This window comes from Oscillibacter sp. (assembly GCF_032018205.1).
Classification (GTDB): domain Bacteria; phylum Bacillota; class Clostridia; order Oscillospirales; family Oscillospiraceae; genus Oscillibacter.
Genome location: NZ_DALZOY010000016.1, coordinates 1 through 22,093 on the forward strand (window position 1 = coordinate 1; position 22,093 = coordinate 22,093).

A 22,093-nucleotide genomic window follows, 5' to 3' on the forward strand; every position below is an offset into this window, starting at 1 on the left:
TTATAGCTTCGGGGCGCGGCTTTTCTGTTCGGTTTTTCTGGCTCTTCCCTTCAATCGCAAATAAGCCCCGTGGACTTTAAACTCCCGTCCCGGCTTTCACCGCTCACCCATCCCGTATTTTTCAGCGTGGGATTTATAGGCCGCCGTTCGGTCTTGGCTCTCACGCACCCGCCAGCAGCTTTTCCCCTGCCAGCGCCATCTGCGCCGGGGTGGGCGTCCAGGCAAAGGCAATGCGCACGATGCGCCGATTTCGACACAGCAGCCAAGAGTTCATTTCCTCTCCGTCCATGCTTAGGCGGTAGGCCACCTCCGCCCCCCACGGCGCTTCGTCCGCAGCATTGTACTCCAGCCCGATTAGTTCTTCTGTCCTTAAATAATCCCGCAGGCAGGCCCGGTACAAAAAGTAGGTTTTCACGTCAAAAATATCGTAGTCCAGCGATTCCCAGTTTTCATACTCCACCTGCCGTCCCTCCCGCAACGACGCAAACGGGCTCCAGTGCTCCGTCAGCTCATAGGACCAGGGTAGCTCCTCTATCGGCTGTAAGTCCTCAATTTTCAGGGGAAGCGGGTCACGGTGAAGCGTCCACTCGGAGCCGTGGGACGTGACGTAGGTTTCCGTCTTCTCTCCGCCAAACCATCCGTTGTCCCCAGCACGCAACACGATAAAAGGAATCGCCGCCAGCACCGCCGCCGCCAGCACAAAGGCCAGGCCGGTAGACACCAGGCGGTTTGTCCATGCGCTCACCCCCTTCCGCTTCATCCAGCCCCGCAGGCCCCGGACGGTCACGCCTAAAAGCGCGTAAAAGCACAGAAAAAACAGCAGTGCGGCCAGCAGTCCGTGCCCGTACTGCAGTGCCGCTGGGATATACATCAATGCCAACACGACCACCGCCAGCGCCATTAGCGCTATTTGCCGCGCCCTTGCAAAGCGGCTCCGCCCCGAGCGGCAGGGGCCTCCCTGCTCCACCGACCGCTTTGCCGCCCGGAACCACAGAAAATAGGACAGCAGCAGCAACGCAAAATAGCTTACCAGCGCCAGCATCATCAGCGCCGCGCCCAGCTGCACCCCGTCTGACAAAAAGCGGGACCAATGAAGTGCCCCCGCACGCAGTTGTATGACCAAATTGAGTCCAAACAACGCTAGCAGCACAAAATTTCCCGGCAGGAAATTCTTTTTCATGGCCCGGTGGATGGCCTCCAGCTTCACGGCCCCCTCCGTCTCAATGGGGGGCGCGTCCTCCCGCAAGGTTGAAAAAATCAGCATCTGATGCAACCCCGCCACAAAGTCCCACCCGGCCGCCGCGCAGTATTCCAGCAGCGTTTCCTCGTTTTCTGTGGGCGAGGGATTGAACTCCGAGGACTCGGAAAAATAGGTCACGGCATAGCGCACCCGTGCCGGCTCCGCCCGGCGGTAGTGCCAGAAAAGCCCAATCTTCTCCAGTCGCCAGCCCTTTGCCGCCATATTTTCCAGATGCTCCTCGATATTTGCGTCCTGATAGAACTCATACCACATCAGTGTCCGCTTTGTCTCTCTCATGCCCTTCCCCCTCCTGTGCCATGTCGCCGGTAATCCGCCAGCAGCGTTTCCATCCGATTGGCCTCCGCCAGCAGCGCCCGCTCCCCCACCGCCGTAAGACGGTAGCTTCTCCGGCGGCCCTCTACGGCCGTCTCCTCAATCATTTCCTCATTTAGAAATCTTTCCAGCAGGTTGTACAGCGTTCCCGGCCCAATCATTACCCGATTGCCTGTCAGCTCCGCCACCCGGGCCATCACGTCCGCGCCGCACAGCTCCTCCCGCAGAGAAAGAAGAATGTAAAACATCTGCTCCGTCAGAGTTTGAAATTTTTCCCGGGCCATCCGTCTGCTCCTCCTTTCAGATATCGAATATCGCTATTCCAAATAATAACATCGAATATCGCTATTGTCAACGGGCAATCAAAAAAGCGGGAGCATAAAGCTCCCGCCCCCAAAGTTCTTCAAAAAGGGTCACGTTTCCTCCGGTCCAACCGCAAAATGGCGCTTGAACCGCTCTGCCGCAAAGCCCTGCACCTCGGCACAATACTGATCGTAGGCCGCCAGCAGCGCCGTGGCCTCCTCGGTGAGGACGGCGCCGCCGCCGTTTTTTCCGCCGGTGACACTGCTGAGCATTTTGCAGCCAAAGACAGACTCCGCCGCGCGCACGATGCGCCAGGCCTTTGAATAGGCCATGGCCATGGACGCGGCGGCGGCGCGCAGGGATCGATACTCCTCCACCCGGTGGAGCAGCGTGGCGATTCCCGGCCCGAAGCCCCGTTCGTCGTCGTCGGAATATAATCTGACCGTCAGTTTTAATTTCAAATGTTCGTTCATGCCTGCATCATAGCACAACCTGCCCGCTTCGTCAAACGGGGATTTTAGCAGTTTCGCCCGACGCGCCGTCTTATAAAAAATGCGACAAAATAAGACATAACCCGTTCAAAACGGTTTCTCGGCGGCAGAAATCGGACCGAAATTTTTCGGCCTATTGCAAACTGTCTTCTAATGGTTTACAATAAATTTAACATTGGTGAACTTTCTTAAATCGCACAAACGGGGAGGAAATATCCATGGAAATCGAAAAGGTCCGCTTGGGCAGGACGGAGCTGCTGGTCACAAAAACCGCCTTCGGTGCGCTGCCCGTTCAGCGTGTCAGCCACAGCGACGCAGCGGCGCTGCTGCGCCGCGCCTTTGACGCGGGAATCAACTATTTTGACACCGCCAACGCCTATACCGACAGTGAGGAAAAGCTGGGCGAGGCGCTGGGTGACGTGCGGCACGAAATTGTTATCTCCACCAAAAGCGGCGGCAATGACAAAAAAACTGTGCAGGCCCACATTGAGGAGAGTCTCCGCCGTCTGAAAACCGACTATATCGACCTGTTTCAATTCCACAACCCGGCCCAGTTCCCAGACATCAACGATCCCGACGGCCCCTTTGCCGCCGCGTTGGAAGCGAAGCAAAAGGGCTATGTCCGCCACATCGGTATTACGAACCACCGCCTGAACGTGGCACTTGCAGCCGTGGATTCCGGGAATTTTGAGACGATGCAGTTCCCTTTCTGTTATTTATCCTCCGACAAGGATATTGACCTTACAGCCCGCTGCAAAGCAGCGGATATGGGCTTTATCGCTATGAAGGGCCTCTCTGGCGGGATGCTGAACAACGCCGCCGCCTGCTACGCATTCATGCAAGGCTATGACAACGTGGTTCCCATCTGGGGCATTCAGCACGAGTGGGAGCTGGACCAGTGGCTGGAGCTGACGGAAAAGCGCCAGAAAATTACCCCGGAGCTTCAGGCGGTCATCGACAAAGACCGCCAAGAGCTTGCCCACAATTTTTGCCGGAGCTGCGGCTATTGCCTCCCCTGCGCCGCCGGAATCGACATTCCTCAGGCCGCCCGGATGGCTATGCTGCTGCGCCGCGCGCCCTATCAACCCTACATGAGCGACGAGTGGCACGATAAAATGCACAAAATTGAAGACTGCATTCACTGCAACGCGTGCAAGAGCCGCTGCCCCTATGAGTTGGACACGCCCACGCTGCTTCAGTTCATGCTGAAGGATTACGACGAGTTTTACGCCTTGCACCACAGCGCCGTATAAGAATAGAACGGAGAGAATCATGTTTTTTCAAAACGAAGCTGTCAACCTGAAGCTGGAAATTGTCAGCTACGAATTTTCCTCCTCCGCAGGCGCGTCTGTGGAGGATCGCAACTGGCTGGTCCTGCGGGCAACCTACACCCATGACGACGGCCGTGTCATCCGGGAATCCAGCAGTTGTTTATCTACCGGGGAGCTTCAAGAACTGGCCGCCGGACTGAAGGTTCTGCGATCCGGCATCCGCGACCGCTGGGACAGCGAATTTATCGAGCCGGTCTTCCTTTTTTCCGCGTACAGGGACAAGGAGGAGCGCTATATTATAAACGTCTCCTTTCTCCTGCAAAACACGATGGAGGATATTGACTGCGCCGACGTGGACTGCGTGATGACCGAAGCAGCGTTGAGCGCCCTGATCGAAGAGTTGGACACTTTGTGCAAAAAATTTCCTCAGCGAGACTGACAACGGCTTTGCTTGCCCTGTCCCGCTCCCTCTTCCGAAATTTTTAAGAAAACGTCCCCGGCGGAAGACAAACTCTTCCGCCGGGGACGTTGTTTTTATGGTATGAAGACTAGGTCCCAAGTGGCAATCTGCGGGGCGCTCATCGGCGCAGGCCGCGTAGGTCCTCGGCAAGCCGTAGGATCAAGATGCGGACTCCCGGATTGCCCGAATACCACTTGCGGTGTTCACCCGTCAGCCCGTCAGCCGTGCGCACAGCACGGCAAAATCCTGAAACGTCAGTTGCTCTCCCCGCACGGTTTCGGAAAGGCCGGCCCCGCGAATGGCCTCCAAAAGCTCCTCCTTGGGCCGCCCCAGCGCGGAAGCCAGACTGTTTGCCAGCGTTTTTCGCCGCAGGGCGAATGCTCCCCGCATCAGGCGCAGCAGCAGCGCCTCGTCCTTCGTCTCTACCGGGGGCTTTTCCCTTCGGACGCAGCGCACCACCGCGGACGTTACCTTAGGCGCGGGATAGAATTTCTCCGGCTCCACGGAAAAGAGATATTCCGGTTCCATATAATACTGCAAAAACAGGGAGAAAGCGCTTCCTTCCCTGTCCCCCGGGGGCGCGCAGATTCTTTTGGCCACCTCCCGCTGAATCATCACGGTAAACTGGCGAATTTCCTTTGTCTCCACGAATTTTGTCAGAACCGGCGTGGTGATGTTATAGGGCAGATTGGCGCAGGCCATCACCGGCAGTCCGCCGAACTTCTCCCGAAGCAAAGCGTCCAGCTCCAGCTTCATTACGTCGCCGGAGACGACCTCCACATTGGGATAAGGCGCCAGCGTCTCCTCCAGCACCGGAAAGAGAGACCGGTCCAGCTCCACGGTCACCACTTTTCCTGCTCTTTGGGCCAGCTCCACCGTCAGCGGCCCCACACCTGGGCCAATCTCCAAAACCCCCCACTCCGGCGACGCACCGGAGGAATCCGCGATATCCCGTGGAACAGTGGGGTCAATCAGGAAATTCTGGCCCATTGATTTTGAGAAACGGAAGCCGTGCCGCCCCAGCAGATCCCGCAAATCGTTCAGATTACAAAGATTCAAAAATATTCCGCCTTTCCGCGGGACACAGCCCGCAGCCACGCATAAAAAGCCTTGCAAAAGTTTGCCGCCAGAGCGGTAAACTATACGTAAATGACTTTCGGCGCGACGTGTGCCCAAAACTTTCTCACATACCGCAAGAGCGCAAGGGAACCGCCAAAGGCGGTCCCCTTGCCCACGCCGTTACACCGCGACCTTATAATTATTCAGCCTCGGATATTTTAAAAGCACCGTTACTGGACCCTGCGGGGCAAAACCTGCATCTGTCCGCTGATGCCCGCGCCGTTTTCAATGGAAATGCTGGCAGCCTCCAGATCGCCCTCGATATAGGCGCTACCGCTGACCTGCACATGGCCGCTGACCTGTACATTGCCCTGAATGCTTCCGGAGCAGTTCAAATCCTTGCCGGTAATGTTGCCGATCACCTTGGAATTGCTGTCAATCCGAACGCTTTCGTCGGCGTGCACGTCGCCCTGTACCTCGCAGGAAACCAGCTCCGCCACCCGCGCGCTCAAATCTCCGGCCAGCTTGGTGCGGATGGTCACGGTTCCATTGGCACGGATGTCTCCCTGAAATTCGCAGTCCATATCCACATCGCCCTGAGCGGTCATGTTGCCCACAAAGGTAGTACCCGCCGCCAGAATGGTCTTCTGCACAGGCGCAGAGGGCATTGCCCTGTTGTAGGACGGCTCCGTGGTATAGGGCACGGCGGTGGCAAAGGGGTCCGGCGCGGAGATCTCGGGCACAATCGGCTCTGGCGCAGGAGGAGCGGCAAAGCCGCTCTCGGGCGCAGCCGGCTCCGCCGGGGCAAACATCTCGTCGGACACATAGGACTCCGACGGGGCCGCCATCACCGGCTCCGCAGCGGGAGCCTCGGCTCTGCCGTCTCCGCCAACTCCGAACATCTCGTTCATGGCCTTGCTGAAATTATCCTTTTTCATCTGCACTCAAATTCCTTTCTCTACTCTGGCGCTGTCCCGGCCAAAGGCTTTTTTCGCTGTACCATTCAGCGTTTGTCACCTTTCCTGCGCGCACGTTTGTCAGTCGGGCTGATAGTCGGTGTAATTGAACAGCATTGGGCGCACCTCCCGCGTGAGAGGGGCAAGGGTAAAGCCCTGATCCCGTAAGCCGTCAATTACTCCGGCAAGGGATTCCACTGTACTGTCCTTGCTGGGTGCGTCGTGCATCAGCACGATTCCCCGGGAAAACGCCGGAGCATTGTCCAGAATATTGGAGGTAATTTTCTTGGGAGATATGTAATTGGAGGACGCGTCTCCGCTGGAAAGATTCCAGTCATAGAATACAAAGCCTCTGCGCAGCATTTCCGCCACAATTTCCCGGTACACCGGGTAATTATAGGCGTTCACGCTGCCGCCGGGAAACCGGAAAATAGTAGGCGCCTGACCGGTGGCCTCCTTAATAGCGGTAAACTGTTTATAAAAGTCATCGAGAAACGCCTCTACCGACGCGTAAATCTCATGATACTGGTGGGTATAGCTGTGCATCCCCAGCGTGTGGCCCTCGCTTACAATGTCTCGCATCCACTGGCGCTGTTTCTCCGAGCTGCCGCCCACCACAAAAAAAGTGGCTTTGACATCCTTGTTCCGCAAAACCGTCAGCAGCAGCGGCGTATTGGAGGAGGGGCCGTCGTCGAAAGTGAGGTACATGGTTCCGTCGTCCTGTACCGCCGGGCCGAGGGGATCGGTCACGTAAAAATCGGGATACAGCTCCTGATAATACAGAGGGTCCGACTTTACCACCCGGTCCGCCACCGAACCGGCCCAGATACGCTCCTGCGCAAGTTTCTCCTCCGCCATTTGATCGTATTGGGTCTGAAGCTCCGCCAAAGAAGCGCTGAGAGCCGCCCGTCGTCCTTCTTCCTCTGCCAGCGCCGTCTGTCCGTTCCTCCAGAAGAAAACAGCCAGCGAGGAAGGAATCACTATGGCAACGATCACCGCCGCCAGAATCATATTTTTAAAAAACTTGACGCTGCCGAAATATGGCGCTCTCTCCGCCAACGCGCTTTCCGCGTCCAATTGCTCCGCTGGGAGAGGCATCTCCTCTTCTTTGCGCTCTTCAACGTGTCCCGTCCCCGGCTCTCCGCAAGTCATTTCCCCATCTTCGGGTACATCGTCAGCAGGCTTCTCCGTTTCGGAAGCGCTTTCCGCTTCGGATAACTCCTCCGTTTCGGAAACGCCATCTTCTGCAAAGACATGCGCCTGATCCTGCGGTGCGGTCTCCTCCGCCCATTCGTTTTCCGCTTCCTCTTCTGGAAAAGGTTCCTCCTCCGTCGCCAAATCGGCGCCGCTGTCCTCCCGCTTCATTACTCTCATTTCCCCGGGAAAATTCAACGTTTTGCCGTGGGACTGCTCCTCCTCCAAATCGCTGTCGGCAAAGGCTCCCTGTGCCAATTGCTTCATCCGGCCCTCCTTCCCGCGCCGCACGCCCCGATAAAAGGCCCGCCGCTCTGGGAATTTACACACATTTTCATAAATCCGCCTAAAGATCACCACGCTTACAAGCACAAAAGGCCCTCAGCAGCGGCGTTCTTTCACCTGACCGGACAGTGCGCCGATGCGGCGCAGCCTGTTCCCAACCGCCCGGGAAAGGGATAAAAAAGCAAATAAATCTTCATTTCGTGTCTGTTTCTGAGCCATTATAACACGCCTTTTTGTTTTTTAAAAGTCTTTGTCCAAAAAAAATGGTAACTTCTGTCGTTTTTGGTCGATAAAAACGCCCGTTCCCGGACGCAAAGCACCCGCCTCACCGAAAATCCAGCAAGACGGGCGCTTTTATTCTCCTGAAGAGCCGTTAGTCCAGCACGTACACTGTGGCGGCGCGGCGGCCAAACTCAATGCACTGCCGATAGGTGTCGAAATACAGGTCCACGGTGTTTCCACGGACACCCGTATCCTCAGCCACGGCCATGCCGTAGTTCACCTTGCCGTCGGCGGTGACAATATACAGCCGCGTTCCCAAGGGGATTACCTTCCTGTCAACGGCCACCACGCCCACCCGCACAAAGGTGCCGGTGGCGGTGCAGGTATCCGCCCCACCGTAACCGCTGGTATAAGCCGTTGCGGTCATGGACTTAACCGCGGAAAAGCTGGAGACGGCGCCGGAGGCAAAGGTCAGGGTTCCGCTTCCATCGGCGTTTTTCTCCACATTCACCACCGGGTCGGCGTTGCCGGGTCCCCCTGCGGCGGGAGCCACGCCCACATGAACCACCTCGTCCACGGCGGTGGACTCCTCCGACACCAACTGGCGGGAAACCCGCTCGCCGCCGGAATACGTTACCTCATACACTGCGGTGCGGATGCCATCCGCGCCGGACTGAACCACCTTCCGGGTCCCGGCCGCCAGCGTGGAATCGTCCACCTCCACGGTCTGGTACGAGACGTCCTCCGCCACCCGCTCGTAGTGAGTCAGTTCAGAGGACACTGTCAGCGTCAGCCCCGCGTCTTTCAAATCCACGGCCACCATCTCCAGCGGCCCCGGAACGGCGTGAACCCGGTCAAGGAGCTGCGAAACGGTTTCCTGCCGGGAGGTGGTGGAGACGGACGCGCCGTCGTAAAGCACCGTTACGGGCCAGCCGGCGGCCAGCGTCAGCTCAAAGCCGGCGGCGTTTGTGCCGATATACACCATCTGAGAGGAAAAGTCCGCCACGTCGGCGCCCGCCTCCAAAACAATGGTGGCGTCCTCCCCGTCGGTGAGAATATACAGCGCGGAAGCCCGCTCCGCGGTGAACCAACAGACGGTCAGAACCACCGCCGTCACAGTGACAAGCGAGATCAGCCGTCCAGCCGCGCTTTTCGCGCGGGAAAGCAGTTGCAAATCCAAAACAATACCTCCTGAGAATCGTTTCCATTCCGAATTTTCCCCGATTTGGAAAACGTTTATACGTCTTCCTGCTTCACGGAAAACACTTTGTAACTTTTTGTTACCAAATGAAAAACTGGGCTTAGTATACTCCACTTTCCCACCCTTGTCAAGTTTATGCGGTGTTAAGGCAAGTAGTGTCCCCACTTTCGCCCAAAAACTCCCTAAAATGACTGGATAATTTTGGATGCATCGAGATGCAACAGTAACAAAATATCTACAAAAATAAATAAAAGAAACAGAGTTGTAATCCTGCGGGAAAACCGCTCCGCCGCAGCGGAAAAAGCCACCGGTGTCAGGCAACAATTATGTTTCATCAAAGGACAATGTGTGCTATACTATCTTCGGTATCCCGATTGTTAAAAAGGTTTGGAGGGGGGCTTTATGCACATTTCACAGGCAACCATGAAGGACTATGACGGAATCGTAGCCCTGCATCGTGCGTATCATACGGACTTTATCCGTCCAGAGGACCGACCGGACGGCTTTGTCACCACAAGTTTTACACCGGAGCAGCTTAAGGCACTGATCACGGAGCAGAGGGGCGTGACCGTGGCGAAGGATGATGCAGGAAAGGTGATGGCATACGCCACCGCTGCCTCTTGGGACTTTTGGGCCCAGTGGCCCCTGTTCACCCACATGATCGGACAGCTTCCCCTATATTCGTTGAATGGGCGTACATTGTCGGTGGAAACCTCCTATCAGTACGGCCCGGCGTGCCTTGACAAAGCCGTGCGCGGCACAGGGCTGTTCGCACAGCTTTTCCATGCGTCGCTGGCCGGTATGAAGGACCGATACCCTGTGATGGTGACCTTTATCAATCAGATCAACCACCGTTCCTATGCCGCCCACACCAAAAAGGTTTTTCTGACCCAGCTTGGAACCTTTCAATTTAATCAAAACAATTACTATTTCATGGCTTGTGAGACGGACGCAAAAGAAACGAGCAGCTTATAAAACAATTCAGTAAAGGCGGAAACTACTATGATACACAGAAAAAACCAATTGCTTTTCACAACGGCCCTGCTGACCCTCAGCCTTTTGACGGGCTGCGGCGACTCGGGCGAACCATCTTCGCCGGGCGGCAGCAGCGTCGGCTCCGCTTCATCAGGAGCGGAAGCAGCCGCTTCCTCCTCTTCGGAAACGAAGCCGGACGCACAGACAGCGGAATTTTCCTTCTCTGATATTTCAGAGCTGGAATTTTGGTTTGGAAGCGGTGCAGGCGCATGGCGCACAGTGCTGTATGTCGCGGACGACGGCTCCTTCGAGGGGCTTTACACCGACTCCGACATGGGCAGTGCAGATACCGATTATCCCAACGGCACCTGCTACAGCTCCGAGTTTACGGGAACCTTTACAACGCCGGAAAAAGTGGACGAGTACACCTATTCCGTTGAGATTCAGGACCTCACCCTGTCCAAGGAACCCGGAACGGAGGAAATCCGGGACGGAATCAAGTATCTTTACAGCGAGCCCTACGGACTGGATGACGCCAAGGAGCTGCTGTTCTACCTGTCGGGCGCTCCGGTAAAGGACCTGCCGGAGGGCTACCTTAGCTGGGCCCGCGGCTATGGCGACACTATCGAGGAAACGCTTCCCTTCTACGGACTTTATAACGTAGGCGGCGATCAGGGCTTTTCCAGTCATCCGCGGAGCTGAGTTACTTTCTTAAACCCCGGCGCGTACCGATTCTGGTACGCGCCGGGGTCTTTCTGTACAAAAACGCGCCGTGGCAGGCCTACCACGGCGCGTTTTTGCGCTTTTCTATTTCTTTATGCAGGTATGGGCAACATTACCCGATAAATTCCTGCGTCCAGTAGTTGCCGTCCGCCACATAGCCCACGCCGATCTGGGTGTAGGAGGCGTTCAAAATGTTGGCTCTGTGCCCGGAGGAGTTCATCCAGGCGTTCATCACCGCTTCGGGTGTGGAATAGCCCATGGCAATGTTTTCACCGGCGGTGCGGTAGCTGATACCAAAGGTCTTCAGCATGTCAAAGGGAGAGCCGTAGGTGGGGCTTTCGTGGGCAAAGTAATTTTTGTCGTGCATGTCCTGAGACTTGGCGCGGGCTGCTGCAGACAGCTCGGTGCTCAGTGTCAGGGGATTCAGGCCGTTGGCCGCGCGCTGCTGGTTGACCAGATCGGCCACCTGCTGCTCAAAGGTCTGATTGTCGGCCGTGGAGTTGTCGGTAGAGCCGGAACCACCCTGATTGGAAGATCCGTTCTGACCGGACTGTCCGTTGCCGGTGGAGGGAGTCTGATTATTTCCGGTGGGCTGGGTGCAATTGCCGGACTTATCGCAGGTGGTGGTGCAATTGCCCGTCGTGTCGCAGTCGGTGATGCAGTTGCCTGCCTGCGTGCAGTTAGTGTTGGAATTGCAGTTGGAGTTAGAATTGCAGTTGGTGTTGGAATTGCAGTTGGAGTTAGAATTGCTGTTTTTGGACTGATTGCAATTGGAGCCGGAGTTCAGCACGTTGGAGTCAATCCCGCACTGCTTCAAAAGATCGCTGACGCTGGAAGGAAGCGTCTGCCCGGAGCCATTGGAGGTCAGATTCCCCAATAGTGACTTCAGGTTGGAGCTGCAATTCGAGTTGGAAGAATTGTTGACATAGGTACTAAGAACATTGTTTACGTTCTGGAAAGCGGCGGACCGGCCGGAGCCGCTTGGGCAGGACGCACCCGGCAGGGTCTGCGCAGAAGCGCTGACCGCCAGGCCCACTGCAAGGATCGCGGATGTAAGGGCAACGCTGAGTGTTTTTTTCAAGTTTTTCATTTTGTTACCTCCTTGCATCCTATTGTAACTGTTTTGTTACCATTTGCAATCTATAAATGTTTCCACTTCTCCCAAGGTATGGAAGCGGACCTTGTATCCGCCTGATACGAGTCGGTTTGTAGGCCGGGAAGCAGCCCTCTCCGGCATATTTTTTTGAAAATTGGGAAAATAGCTCCTTTTACACGCACTTATACCTCGTCTAAAAACGAGAATGAGGTCACTTTTTCGCCCTTATATTCAAACTCGGTGGAATGCGCATACACGCCGAAAAATTTTTGAATATTGGCATCCGTCATCACCCGGTTTGTATCTCCGGTAATATAGTCTCCCTCGCCCAGCAAAAAGCACCGCTGCGCAATGCGCAGGGCGTGGTTCGGATAATGGGTGTTGAGAATGCAGGCAATGTTTTCCTCGGCTGTAACGGCTTGAATCAGCTTTAGCAGACGGATTTGATTGCGGAAATCCAAATGCGATTCCGGCTCGTCCAGCACCAGAAGCTTTGGTTCATTGATCAGCGCACGGGCGATGTACACCAGTTGAAGCTGACCGCCGCTCAGTTCGTTGCAGGGGGAGTCCCGCAGTTCATAAATCCCCGTTTTTTGAAGCATCCGGTCCGCCAGTTCATAGTCTCCCCTGCTTGGTGATGCGAAAAAGGAGCTGTGCCCCGCCTTGCCGAACACGACCATGTCCCGCACGGAGTAGTCAAAGGAGACCCGGTGGGCCTGTGGCACATAGCCGATTTCCTTCACGGGCCTGTTTTTTTTGCTTTGCCTGCCGGCCACCGTGGAATAGCCGCTGTCCCAGCTCAGAATGCCCACAATGCATTTAATCAGCGTGGTTTTTCCGATACCGTTTCTTCCCATCACCGCCATCACCTGCCCGCCGTCTAAGGAAACGCTGATATTTTGCAGGAGCGGCTTTCCCTTCGCATAGGAGAAGCAGCCCTCCCGCACCTCCAGAATTTTTTCCATTCGCTCACCCCTCCTTTCTTCCCCGGCGATAAATCACCGCGAAAAACGGCGCGCCGATCAGGGCGGTGAGGATTCCCACGGGAATCTCGGCTGAGGTCAGGTTTCTTGCGGCGGTATCCACCAGAATCATAAAGGCCGCCCCAATCAGGGCGGAGGCAGGCAGGAGATGCCCGTGATTCACCCCCACAAGCCTGCGGCAAATATGGGGAATTACAAGTCCCACCCATCCGATGACCCCGGCAACGGTGACGCTGCCTGCCGTGGTCAGCGTGGCAAATAAAATCACCAGCCAGCGAGTGGTATGCGGATTGATTCCAAGGGTAAAGCAGTCCTCGTCGCCAAGAGAGAGAAGATTGATTTTCCAGCGAAGCATCAGAAGACCGAGCATACCTCCCGCAATAGGCACAAAGGCAATCTCGATGTCCCGGTAGGTGACGTTTGCAAAGCTGCCCATCTGCCAGAAGGTGATGGCAGGAAGCGTTTCGGAGGAGTCGGCCACATACTTAATCAGCGAGATGAGTGCCGAAAAGATAGAGGACACAATAATCCCTCCCAGCACCACTGACAGCGTTCCCCCGCCCTTTTTTGTCCCCGCCAGCAAGAATACCAGCACCACGCTCATCAGCCCCGCCAGCAGGGAAAGCACCGGCGTAAACAGGCCCAGCCCCCCGGTAAGCAGGATGCCCAGCGCCGCGCCAAAGCCCGCGCCGGAACTGACGCCCAGCAAATCCGGACTGACCAGCGGATTTTGAAAGGTGCCCTGCAAGGCGGAGCCGGATATGGATAATCCGGCTCCGACCATGGCGGCTAACATAATTCTCGGAATGCGCACGTTGAAAATGACAAAGGCGGCGGTTTCCATGGTGCTGTCCACGCCGCCGTGCAGCTTTGCGGAGAAAATAGCCGCAAGCTCCGACAGGCGGATGCCGTATTTCCCCAGCGATATTCCGGCAACCACCGCCCCCGCAAGCAACAAGGAGCCAAGCAGCATCGTTTTGCGATAGCCTGCGTGATGGGCGGTTCTCATATTCCGGTGGCTTCCCGATAGTCCAGAATGGAGTCAAGCTCCCCCTCGGTCAATTCCAGGCTGTAATTTCGCTGATAATACTCCCTGATCTCTGTGCGCACCTCATCGTCGCTCACAAGCTCCGGGTATGCCTTGGAAACCAGCCACAAGGGAAAGAGCGGGGAATCCGCGCAGGGCGTAACCCATGCATAGGTGGTTCTGGGCACGTCAAAAACCTGCTTGTTTTTCCAGGCGCTCAGCAGCGACCAATCCTGCCCCTCAATGGAGTTTTCCAGAATATAGCTTGCCGGGGCATCCTGGAAGCACATGATAAAATCCGGGTCCCACTGGTAAATCTGCTCCATGCTGACCTCGCCGGTGCCCTCAATGGATGCGGCGGCGTTCTCAATTCCGCCCAGGGCAAAGAAGCTCTGGGCCCAGCCGTCAAAGGAGTCTGATCCCATGACCATCAGACTTCCGGCCTGATTCAGCTTGATGCAAAGCCCTGTTTTCTTCTCGTCTCCCACCTGCGCAAGAAGCTTGTCAAGCTTTGCGTTGGTGGCATCCCATTCCTGCTGGATTCCCACAGAGGTATCCGTACTCAACAGCTCTCTGATTTGCCCGTCCCACGCAACCGACATTGTCTCCGGACTGTTCACACCCTTCATCAGAAAGTCCACCGCCGGAATCGCAAGGCCCTCAATGCCTTTTCTCTGGAAATCCCCGTAATAGAAAATAATATCCGGTTCCAGCGCCAGCAGAGATTCGGTATTTACTGCGAAATTCACATCCACAAAGGAGGATTCCACCGACTGCCAATTTGGAAACGCCTTTTCCACAATTTGCGGATTGGAGGTCAGGAAGGACCGGGCGTTGATGCCCACAATCATTTCGGTATCCGGCACAGCCCCAATCACAAAGGACATCACCGGCGGGCTTAAAATGACAATCTTTCGGATGTCGGCAGCAGCGGGAACAGTGACCTGGTGCCCGCCAAGGTCTGTGATGGTTCTCGGCTCGCCGGACTTGGCGGACGCTGCGCTTTCCACCGCCTGGGACGAGCCAGCGGATGCAGACGCGCCTGACGAGGCGGGCGTCTGCCCGCAGGCTGTCAGTGACAGGCAGAGGGTGGCCGCCAAAGCGGCGGCAATCAATTTGCTGTTCATGTACAATTTCTCCTTAATAATAATTAAGATGTTCTGAATGATTTTTCAGAAATCTTAGCAGATGCTTCGCAAGAAAAAAAGACGCAGGCGTGATAAAACAAACACGTTTGTTTTATCAGCACTGCGTCTTAGCGTCTGGCTGTGGAACAACGGAAACCTTCCGGTCGCGTAGATTGATCAAACTTTCCCGTTTACATTTGGGGCAGAAGAGCGGCAAACGGATCAGCACCGTATCCCCCCGAATCCTAACCCGCGTTTTCTGTCCGCACAGGGGACAGCATACCCATTCGTTCTGTTCCATTCGGCCCATCACCTACGCCGCCTACGCATGGTTTTCAATCAGGCCGATGGCATGGTTTAAAAATCCATTGATGGCGGTCAGCTTATCGCCGGGCATATCCGCAAGGAATGCAAACAGCGCCCTGTCGTTTTCGTCGTGATAGCGCTCGTGGGCCCGGTAGGCCGTTTGCCCCTTGTCCGTCAGGTACAGCAGGGCGCGCTTTTTATCTGCGGCGTCGTCCTCTCTGCGAATCAAATCCCGCTCCGCCAGCTTTTGCAGACTTTTATGAACCACGGGCCGGGTGATTCCAAATTTCCGCGCCAGCTCGGCGCTGTGAATCCCCGGAAAGTCACCGATCATTTTCAGAATGTGGATTTCTCCCCGATAGAAAGTCATCTCCTCACTGCCAAAGTTCAGGACGTTGGTCCGGCTGTTGGCAATGCGCTCGTTCAGCTCAATAAAGGAACGAATAACGTCTTCAGAGGAAACCGTTGCTTCCGCGCCCCCTTTTCGGTAAAGCCGCCCTTCGTATCGGTCGGCCCCCGCGGCTTCCATGGGGGTCAGCCCCGCGTTTTTCACCGCCTTTGCAAGCGCCTCCCCGTCGGGCGGGAGCGGCAGACCCTCCAAAAAGCCGGACAGCCATCCTACCATATTGGGCGGCACGCCGTCCTCCCCATCCGAAAACTGCCCCACAATCAGCAGTTTCCCATCCTCAGCAAGGCTTGCCGACAGCTTGCCAATGAAATCCGACAGGTCGCCGCGCACAAAATTCAGAATACCGGAAGCAACGATTACATCGTATGGGCCACCGAGGGAATCCGTATTAAAATCCCCGGCGATAACCCCCACCTGCCCTTCCTTATTATGCTCCCGCACAATTTCCTTGGTGACCTCCGCCACATCCGGCGCTTCAAAAATCACCGCCCGGCTGTTTTGAAAATGTTTCGTAAATTCAATTCCCAGAATCCCGGTTCCCCCGCCCAGATCTAGCAGGCGGAGCGGGCGAAGCGGGTCCGGATACAGCGCCTCCATCTGCTTTAAAAACGCCTGCACGCGCCCGGTGTACAGCTCGGGAATGGACACCCTCGCCATTTCAGAAAAATTGTAGGCCGGTTTGGGCAGAGCTTCAGGGGACTTGACCTTTTCCTCAAGCTGCGCCAGCGAGGTCATGTTTTCCCGGAACAGCAGGGCGTCCCCCAGAAACACATTGCTGTTTCTGGATAAAAAGTCCTTCGTTTCGGGCGTGTTCATGTAATACTCCCCAAGCTTTCCAAGCCAGCCGCAGGAAGTCAGGGTCAGCAGCAGAAGCCGAACCTGACACGGATCGCACTCCAGCGCCTTAGCAACATCCTGCGCAGTCTGCGGCGTGTCCAGATGGGAAAATACATTGAGGCGAATGGCCGCGAACAGCAACTGCGCCTCCTGATACCGGCGCATCGTTTCATAGTATCGGCCCGGGCTGTTTTCTGTGTGGTACGGCATTTCGGCGTGCCTCCTATACGCTTTTAGTTAGTTGCAACTAAGCTATTTGTTAGTATAGCATACATTCAAAATCAATGTCAAGACAACAAATAAAAAACTGCGTAAATTTTAAAATGTCCAGCCGGGAGGAACTCTCCGCTGCGTGAAAAGGCGAACGGTTTTAAAAACCGTCCGCCTTTTTGTGGTTTCTTTTTTCGGAGCGTCTTATTTCAGAAACGCTTCACTTTAAGATCGTCTTATTCCCGGAGCGTTTTGTTGATTCCGGTCCCGGCAAGCGCCTTGCGCGTCCCCATGTACTTATGCCGACTGTGGACTCTGCACTTTTCCGCCGCCGTTTTTTGTCGGAATTTACCCATCCAGTCAATTGACACTCACGCCCCCTTTCGGCTCCAGCCCCGGCTGTTTTCCCGAGCGGTCACAAATTGCTTGTAGATACCCGTCTGCTCCATCAGCCCGTCATGGGTCCCCTGCTGGGCAATCCCTCCGCCGGCGATGACCAGAATTTCATCCGCGTTGCGGATCGTATTTAAGCGATGAGCAATAACCAGCAGGGTTTTCCCTTTGCACAGCTCGCTGATGGCCTCCTGAATATAGCTCTCATTGTCTGCGTCCACGCTGGCGGTGGCCTCATCCAAAATGACAATGGGCGCATCCTTTAAAATGCAGCGGGCAATGGAAATCCGCTGCTGCTCCCCGCCGGAAAGACTGGCGCCGCCCTCGCCCACCACGGTGTCAAACCCCTCAGGCAGAGCCATAATAAAGTCATAGCAGCGGGCTTTTTTCGCCGCTTCCATCACTTCCTCCCGGCTGGCCTCCTGCCTGCCGATACTGATATTATTGTAAATACTGTCCTGAAACAGATAGACCCGCTGAAACACCATACTGATCTGGTCCATCAGCTCGCTTAGGGGAACCGTTCGGATATCCTGACCCCGCACCAGAATTTTTCCCGCCTTTACATCCCAAAAGCGGGCCAGCAGGCTTGCGATGGTGGATTTTCCGCCGCCCGACGGGCCAACCAGCGCCAGCATACGGTTTTTGGGGAGGTCGAAGGACACATTTTGAAGGACATTTTTCTCGCCATAGGCAAACGTGACATCTTCAAACTGCACCTCGGGCGCGTCGCTTTGTGCGGGAATGTGGTTCGCGCCCGTGTCGGGCAGCTCCTGCTCCCGGAACACCTCCTCGATGCGGTCCATACAGCTATTCATCACGGTGAGTCGCGCGCTTTGGCTGTACAGTGCTTTCAGGGGGCCGAACAGGTCGAACACAAAGAGCATGGTGCCCACCAGATAGGTCACGTCCAGCATACCCTTAAAATACAGGAACGCGGAAAGACCGACTACAAAGGTGGTTCCCAGTCCGTAAATAAGATTCAGCCCTCTCTGCCACGGGGTATGATTTTCCTCAAACGCAAGACTGGTCCGGCAGGTTTCTTCAAAGCTGCCGGTAAGCGTTTTGGACTTTTCCCCCAGCAGATTGTAGGTTTTGATGATGCCGATCCCCTCGGTGAAGTCCAAAACGGATTCGGTGAGGTTTTCAAGCTGCGCCTGCCGGATATGGGAATCCTCTACCGCTTCCTTTTTAAGGCCCCGGCCCAAAAGCGTAATCAGCACAACGACAATCAGTCCCGCCAGTCCAATCCATACATTGAAGAAAAAGAGAAAGGCCACCAAAATGCCTTGTGCAAAGAGATAGCTCATCAGATCGGCCAGCACGGCCATGCAGTTTTCCTCAATAAACACCATGTCCGTTGAGAGCACCGAGCTGATTTTTCCGATGTTGCCCTCCGTGAAATAGCCCATGGGCATTTTCCGCAGGTGCGCGCCCAGCTCCATCCGCTTGTCGGCAAACAGCAGAAAGCCCGCCGCCGATTGCAGCCGGTCGGCAATGTGGTGGAACAACATCTGGGCCAAAAGCATGCCAACCAGCGCGACGCCGATTTGAAGGCAGAACTTAGGCGTGACCGTTCCGTGGTAAAACGCGGCAAGGGTGAAAAAGCCAAGAGCGATGGGTGCGTTTTTGAGGACTCCTTTCAAAAAAGAAAATACGAAGGCCCATGCGATTCTGCTCCGGTATTTTCCGGAGGCATTAAAAATGCGGCTCATTAAAGCGGTCATCGTGTCTCCTCCTTTGCGGCGCTGACTTTCCATCTGGCGCTACCCTCGGCGGCCCGCCACAGGGTTTGATAGGCCGGGCAGCGCTCCAGCAGTTCTTCATGGGTCCCGGCGTCGGCAAGCCTGCCCGCATCCAGTACGCAGATCTGGTCGGCATCCACAATAGAATGCAGTCGGTGGGCAATGACTACCACGGTTTTGCCTCGGATTACCTCGGCAATCGCCGCGTTCATTTTTTCCTCGTTCTCCGGGTCCATAAAGGCGGTGGCCTCATCCAGCACCACAATGGGCGCGTCCTTCAAAATGGCCCGGGCCAGCGAAATGCGCTGGCGCTCTCCCCCGGAAAGCTGCTTGCCGCCGTCTCCTGCCAGCGTATAAATTCCCTTCTCCAGCCGGCTCAAAAATTCGCCGCACTGGGCCTTTTCCGCGGCGGCCAGCACCTGATCATCGGTGGCGTCCGGCCTTCCCAGCCGAATATTTTCCAGAAGATTCATATTAAACAGAAACTGCTCCTGCGCCACATAGGAAATCTGGTCGTTGAGCGCTTCCAGACGCATGTCCCGCACATCCTGCCCGCCGATTTTCACGGAGCCGCCGGTCACGTCATAAAAATGCACCAGAAGCTTTGCAAGGGTGGATTTACCGCTGCCCGATTCGCCGACCAGCGCGGTGAGGCTTCCTTCGGGAATATCCAAGGTAATACCGTGGAGCACCTCCGCCTCCTTATAAGCAAAGCGCACGTCTTCAAATGTCACGCCATAGTTCTTGTCGGAGAAGGGTTTTTCCGCCTGCTTCAGGGGCGCTTCCTCCATCATCTGCTCCATGTTGGTCACCACGAAATTGAGCCGCGCCATGTTGGGGAAAAAGCTCATCACACGCAGCAACGGCGCGCCGATTCCAAAGGACATACACAGCGCCAGCGCCAGATCCGGCAAGGTGGAGTATCCCCGCAAAACGAAGTATGCGCCCACGGGCAACACAAACAGAGCCACGCAGGGCACAAGGCACTCATAAATGGCCATCCACGGCCAGCAGACCCTATACCACGCCAGCGTAAAATCACGGTAGCTTTTGATATCAGTTTCGTAACGGTGGTAGGATTCGCCGTCCCGGTTAAATACCTTGACGACCTCCATGCCGTTGATGTACTCCACGATGGTGCGGTTCATCTTATGGGACGCGGCGTAGTAGTCCCGCATTTTTCCCACGCCGCTTTGGTACATCACCGCCATGGCAAACATTCCAAGAGGCAGCGCCGCCAGCGCCAGCAAAGCCAGCCTCCAATCCGTCAGAAACAGGCCCGCAAATACCAGCACCGGAATCGTAATGTTGGCAACTCCCTCGGGGATGGCGTGAGCCAGCGGCAGTTCGATGGTTTCGATATCGTCGATAAACAGTTTCTTAATGGAGCCCACGCCTTTTTCCTGAATTACGCCAAGCGGCAGGTTTTCCAGTTTGTTTTGCAGGGACAGCCGCAGGTTTTTCAGCGTGTTATAGGCCGCATTGTGGGACAGAGAAAGCCCCCAGATATAAAACACCGCATACAAAACGGTGCTGAGTCCAATTCCTGCCACCCTCCAAATCACATACTCCGCCGAAACGGCTTCCCGCAGGAGCAGCGGCCGGACAATTTGGTAAATGAACCAAAAAGGAAGCACCTGCATCACCATCCCCACCAGCATGGCGGCAATCGCCTTATAGGTGGTTTTCCGGTACTCGCCCGCATACCCCAGTATCTTTTTGAACAAACAAAACCCCTCCTTTTTTAACACGTTGTGGTTAGATAAAGCTAACCTCCAAAGAAATAAAAGCCCCTTTATAAAGAGACGGCTTTTCATAGTTATCCATAGCTAACTGCGCATCTTAATAAAATTCCCTTTCACGAAGGGAATTTTATTCGGCGGTATCGAAGCCCAGTACGGAATACCAGTTGAACAGCCTGCACATCAGCTCACAGTGGGCCTCAATCTGCCGAAATGTATAGTTGTGAATAAACGGCTCGTAAACCGTGGTCCAGAAAGCTGAGAGCAAAATATGCATCTCCTCGATGGAGATGTCAGCCACAGTCAAGCCCCTGTTTTTTGCCTCCTGAAAGTATTCATAGGTCTTAACAGCCATTTCTTCAGCAAAATCATGCTGAAAATTGGCATAGCGGGTTCCCGCCGCACATGAAACCAGCAGCGTAAATCCGTCGTGATACTGGTAGAGAAAGCGGAACCATTCCATCATGCTCTCCCCCATCTCCCACGCCTTTATCAGCGCATCATCGGATAACGTTTCGGGAGGAACAGAGCTTCTTAATTCCACAAAATCATACAGGGCCTTCACCGTATCCCCCACCACAGCGCAGAATAAATCCTCTTTTCCTTTATATCGCTTATACAGCGCCCCGGTGGTCACTCCCGCATCCTCGCAAATTGCTTTTAGAGATGCCCTTTCAAATCCATGCGCCAGAAATTCCTTTTTCGCACTGTCCAGAATACGTGGATCAATGGTATGATCCGGCGTTGCCATTTGTGTCGTTCACCCCCCTTGCTTCATTGATAATCATATTATCGATAATGTAATTATCACATTATCAGGCGGAGTCCAATTTGTCAAGCGGTTTTGGATATTCTTCGGTACTTATTTCGGTCTCACCGCATTTCACAGCCTATGAGCGCTTGCGGCAAACCGGCGGCTGATGAATCGCACGCAGCAAACGCCTGCTCAATTGCCCAATTTGTTCTTAATTTTCGCCTTTCAGGGGGAAATCTTGAAAAAACCCTTGCAATTAGGGGAACGGCGTGGTATTCTATTCAGGCTACAAAGGGCGGTCCTCTGCCGCGCATACGTCATTTTGGCAAATGCCATGAATCAGCGGTAAGAACGCCTATAAATTAGGAGGAAAATCCATGGATCTCATTAAGGAACTGAACAAAGAAGCGCTGGCACAAACGCTGCCCGAGGTGAATGTGGGCGATACCGTCCGCGTTCATGTGAAGGTCAGAGAAGGCTCCCGCGAGCGCATTCAGGTTTTCGAGGGCACCGTCATCGCCAAGAAGCACGGCGGCATCGAGGAGACGTTCACCGTCCGTCGTATCTCTTACGGCGTGGGCGCGGAGAAGGTGTTCCCCGTTCACTCTCCCTCTATCGACCACGTGGAAGTCGTGCGCAACGGTAAGGTTCGCCGTGCGAAGCTTTACTACCTGCGTGACCGTGTGGGCAAGCGGGCCAAGGTCAAGGAGAAGCTCTAAGCCGCAAAAAAGGTCCAGCTTTTCGAGGGAAC

General features: G+C 55.2%; 21 protein-coding genes. 5 read left to right on the forward strand and 16 right to left on the reverse strand.

Going from position 1 to position 22,093, the window contains the following annotated elements; all coding sequences use genetic code 11:
* Positions 1–160: 160 nt before the first annotated feature.
* From RTU96_RS12090 to RTU96_RS12100, 3 genes are all read right to left on the reverse strand, one after another.
* Positions 161–1,537: a DUF2812 domain-containing protein gene (locus RTU96_RS12090; RefSeq protein WP_312636867.1), complete on the reverse strand. Its 1,377-nt coding sequence runs from the start codon at positions 1,535–1,537 to the stop codon at positions 161–163.
* Positions 1,534–1,857, reverse strand: coding sequence for a helix-turn-helix transcriptional regulator (locus tag RTU96_RS12095; protein WP_312636868.1), 324 nt, complete (start codon positions 1,855–1,857; stop codon positions 1,534–1,536). Before RTU96_RS12095 ends, RTU96_RS12090 begins: the two co-directional genes overlap by 4 nt.
* A 129-nt stretch (positions 1,858–1,986) precedes the next feature.
* Positions 1,987–2,349: a LysR family transcriptional regulator gene (locus RTU96_RS12100; RefSeq protein WP_312636869.1), complete on the reverse strand. Its 363-nt coding sequence runs from the start codon at positions 2,347–2,349 to the stop codon at positions 1,987–1,989.
* Between the two features lie 236 nt (positions 2,350–2,585).
* Between RTU96_RS12100 and RTU96_RS12105 the strand changes: the two genes are divergently transcribed.
* Together RTU96_RS12105 and RTU96_RS12110 are read left to right on the forward strand one after the other, a co-directional pair.
* Positions 2,586–3,620 carry an aldo/keto reductase gene (locus RTU96_RS12105; protein WP_397356964.1) on the forward strand — a complete coding sequence of 345 codons (1,035 nt, stop codon included), beginning with the start codon at positions 2,586–2,588 and terminating at the stop codon, positions 3,618–3,620.
* 19 nt (positions 3,621–3,639) lie between these two features.
* Entirely contained in the window at positions 3,640–4,077 is a 438-nt protein-coding gene (locus tag RTU96_RS12110; RefSeq protein WP_312636870.1) for a hypothetical protein, read from the forward strand.
* A 231-nt stretch (positions 4,078–4,308) separates the two neighbouring features.
* Here the strand turns inward: RTU96_RS12110 and rsmA are convergent, their stop codons facing one another.
* From rsmA to RTU96_RS12130, 4 genes are all read right to left on the reverse strand, one after another.
* Positions 4,309–5,157 (reverse strand): 16S rRNA (adenine(1518)-N(6)/adenine(1519)-N(6))-dimethyltransferase RsmA, encoded by an 849-nt coding sequence (gene rsmA / locus RTU96_RS12115; protein ID WP_312636871.1) that lies wholly within the window; start codon positions 5,155–5,157, stop codon positions 4,309–4,311.
* Between the two features lie 230 nt (positions 5,158–5,387).
* Positions 5,388–6,095 carry a polymer-forming cytoskeletal protein gene (locus tag RTU96_RS12120; protein WP_312636873.1) on the reverse strand — a complete coding sequence of 236 codons (708 nt, stop codon included), beginning with the start codon at positions 6,093–6,095 and terminating at the stop codon, positions 5,388–5,390.
* Positions 6,096–6,194: 99 nt separating this feature from the next.
* Positions 6,195–7,574: a polysaccharide deacetylase family protein gene (locus RTU96_RS12125; RefSeq protein WP_312636874.1), complete on the reverse strand. Its 1,380-nt coding sequence runs from the start codon at positions 7,572–7,574 to the stop codon at positions 6,195–6,197.
* 391 nt (positions 7,575–7,965) lie between these two features.
* On the reverse strand, positions 7,966–8,994 hold the full coding sequence (locus tag RTU96_RS12130) for a G5 domain-containing protein (protein WP_312636875.1): 1,029 nt from the start codon (positions 8,992–8,994) through the stop codon (positions 7,966–7,968).
* 423 nt (positions 8,995–9,417) lie between these two features.
* Here RTU96_RS12130 and RTU96_RS12135 point away from each other — a divergent pair, with 423 nt between their 5' ends.
* Both RTU96_RS12135 and RTU96_RS12140 read left to right on the forward strand, forming a co-directional pair.
* Positions 9,418–9,990 (forward strand): GNAT family acetyltransferase, encoded by a 573-nt coding sequence (locus tag RTU96_RS12135; protein WP_312636877.1) that lies wholly within the window; start codon positions 9,418–9,420, stop codon positions 9,988–9,990.
* 27 nt (positions 9,991–10,017) lie between these two features.
* Positions 10,018–10,692 (forward strand): hypothetical protein, encoded by a 675-nt coding sequence (locus tag RTU96_RS12140; protein ID WP_312636878.1) that lies wholly within the window; start codon positions 10,018–10,020, stop codon positions 10,690–10,692.
* Between the two features lie 133 nt (positions 10,693–10,825).
* On the opposite strand, the gene RTU96_RS12145 is transcribed toward RTU96_RS12140, so the two are convergent.
* From RTU96_RS12145 to RTU96_RS12185, 9 genes are all read right to left on the reverse strand, one after another.
* Positions 10,826–11,803, reverse strand: a complete 978-nt coding sequence (locus RTU96_RS12145) for a CAP domain-containing protein (protein ID WP_312636879.1) — start codon at positions 11,801–11,803, stop codon at positions 10,826–10,828.
* 188 nt (positions 11,804–11,991) lie between these two features.
* Positions 11,992–12,774, reverse strand: coding sequence for an ABC transporter ATP-binding protein (locus tag RTU96_RS12150; RefSeq protein WP_312636881.1), 783 nt, complete (start codon positions 12,772–12,774; stop codon positions 11,992–11,994).
* 4 nt (positions 12,775–12,778) lie between these two features.
* On the reverse strand, positions 12,779–13,801 hold the full coding sequence (locus RTU96_RS12155; RefSeq protein WP_312636883.1) for an iron ABC transporter permease: 1,023 nt from the start codon (positions 13,799–13,801) through the stop codon (positions 12,779–12,781).
* Positions 13,798–14,946, reverse strand: coding sequence for an ABC transporter substrate-binding protein (locus RTU96_RS12160; RefSeq protein WP_312636884.1), 1,149 nt, complete (start codon positions 14,944–14,946; stop codon positions 13,798–13,800). The genes RTU96_RS12155 and RTU96_RS12160 overlap by 4 nt, the downstream gene beginning before the upstream one ends.
* 115 nt (positions 14,947–15,061) lie before the next feature.
* A complete protein-coding gene (locus RTU96_RS12165) occupies positions 15,062–15,256 on the reverse strand; it encodes a cysteine-rich KTR domain-containing protein (RefSeq protein WP_397356971.1) in 195 nt (64 codons plus the stop codon).
* A gap of 12 nt (positions 15,257–15,268) precedes the next feature.
* On the reverse strand, positions 15,269–16,708 hold the full coding sequence (locus tag RTU96_RS12170) for a MarR family transcriptional regulator (RefSeq protein ID WP_312636885.1): 1,440 nt from the start codon (positions 16,706–16,708) through the stop codon (positions 15,269–15,271).
* Between the two features lie 371 nt (positions 16,709–17,079).
* Positions 17,080–18,828: an ABC transporter ATP-binding protein gene (locus RTU96_RS12175; protein WP_312636886.1), complete on the reverse strand. Its 1,749-nt coding sequence runs from the start codon at positions 18,826–18,828 to the stop codon at positions 17,080–17,082.
* Positions 18,825–20,573: an ABC transporter ATP-binding protein gene (locus tag RTU96_RS12180; RefSeq protein ID WP_312636887.1), complete on the reverse strand. Its 1,749-nt coding sequence runs from the start codon at positions 20,571–20,573 to the stop codon at positions 18,825–18,827. Before RTU96_RS12180 ends, RTU96_RS12175 begins: the two co-directional genes overlap by 4 nt.
* A gap of 145 nt (positions 20,574–20,718) precedes the next feature.
* A complete protein-coding gene (locus tag RTU96_RS12185) occupies positions 20,719–21,339 on the reverse strand; it encodes a TetR/AcrR family transcriptional regulator (protein ID WP_312636888.1) in 621 nt (206 codons plus the stop codon).
* Between the two features lie 380 nt (positions 21,340–21,719).
* Between RTU96_RS12185 and rplS the strand changes: the two genes are divergently transcribed.
* Positions 21,720–22,061 (forward strand): 50S ribosomal protein L19, encoded by a 342-nt coding sequence (rplS, locus tag RTU96_RS12190; RefSeq protein ID WP_293007748.1) that lies wholly within the window; start codon positions 21,720–21,722, stop codon positions 22,059–22,061.
* Positions 22,062–22,093 lie beyond the last annotated feature (32 nt).

Bases quoted from the DNA above. Each gene is read 5' to 3' on its own strand.
- RTU96_RS12090 (WP_312636867.1), bottom strand. From the start codon at position 1,537: ATGAGAGAGACAAAGCGGACACTGATGTGGTATGAGTTCTATCAGGAC.
- RTU96_RS12095 (WP_312636868.1), bottom strand. From the start codon at position 1,857: ATGGCCCGGGAAAAATTTCAAACTCTGACGGAGCAGATGTTTTACATT.
- RTU96_RS12100 (WP_312636869.1), bottom strand. From the start codon at position 2,349: ATGAACGAACATTTGAAATTAAAACTGACGGTCAGATTATATTCCGAC.
- RTU96_RS12105 (WP_397356964.1), top strand. From the start codon at position 2,586: ATGGAAATCGAAAAGGTCCGCTTGGGCAGGACGGAGCTGCTGGTCACA.
- RTU96_RS12110 (WP_312636870.1), top strand. From the start codon at position 3,640: ATGTTTTTTCAAAACGAAGCTGTCAACCTGAAGCTGGAAATTGTCAGC.
- RTU96_RS12120 (WP_312636873.1), bottom strand. From the start codon at position 6,095: ATGAAAAAGGATAATTTCAGCAAGGCCATGAACGAGATGTTCGGAGTT.
- RTU96_RS12125 (WP_312636874.1), bottom strand. From the start codon at position 7,574: ATGAAGCAATTGGCACAGGGAGCCTTTGCCGACAGCGATTTGGAGGAG.
- RTU96_RS12135 (WP_312636877.1), top strand. From the start codon at position 9,418: ATGCACATTTCACAGGCAACCATGAAGGACTATGACGGAATCGTAGCC.
- RTU96_RS12140 (WP_312636878.1), top strand. From the start codon at position 10,018: ATGATACACAGAAAAAACCAATTGCTTTTCACAACGGCCCTGCTGACC.
- RTU96_RS12145 (WP_312636879.1), bottom strand. From the start codon at position 11,803: ATGAAAAACTTGAAAAAAACACTCAGCGTTGCCCTTACATCCGCGATC.
- RTU96_RS12150 (WP_312636881.1), bottom strand. From the start codon at position 12,774: ATGGAAAAAATTCTGGAGGTGCGGGAGGGCTGCTTCTCCTATGCGAAG.
- RTU96_RS12155 (WP_312636883.1), bottom strand. From the start codon at position 13,801: ATGAGAACCGCCCATCACGCAGGCTATCGCAAAACGATGCTGCTTGGC.
- RTU96_RS12160 (WP_312636884.1), bottom strand. From the start codon at position 14,946: ATGAACAGCAAATTGATTGCCGCCGCTTTGGCGGCCACCCTCTGCCTG.
- RTU96_RS12165 (WP_397356971.1), bottom strand. From the start codon at position 15,256: ATGGGCCGAATGGAACAGAACGAATGGGTATGCTGTCCCCTGTGCGGA.
- RTU96_RS12170 (WP_312636885.1), bottom strand. From the start codon at position 16,708: ATGCCGTACCACACAGAAAACAGCCCGGGCCGATACTATGAAACGATG.
- RTU96_RS12175 (WP_312636886.1), bottom strand. From the start codon at position 18,828: ATGACCGCTTTAATGAGCCGCATTTTTAATGCCTCCGGAAAATACCGG.
- RTU96_RS12185 (WP_312636888.1), bottom strand. From the start codon at position 21,339: ATGGCAACGCCGGATCATACCATTGATCCACGTATTCTGGACAGTGCG.
- rplS (WP_293007748.1), top strand. From the start codon at position 21,720: ATGGATCTCATTAAGGAACTGAACAAAGAAGCGCTGGCACAAACGCTG.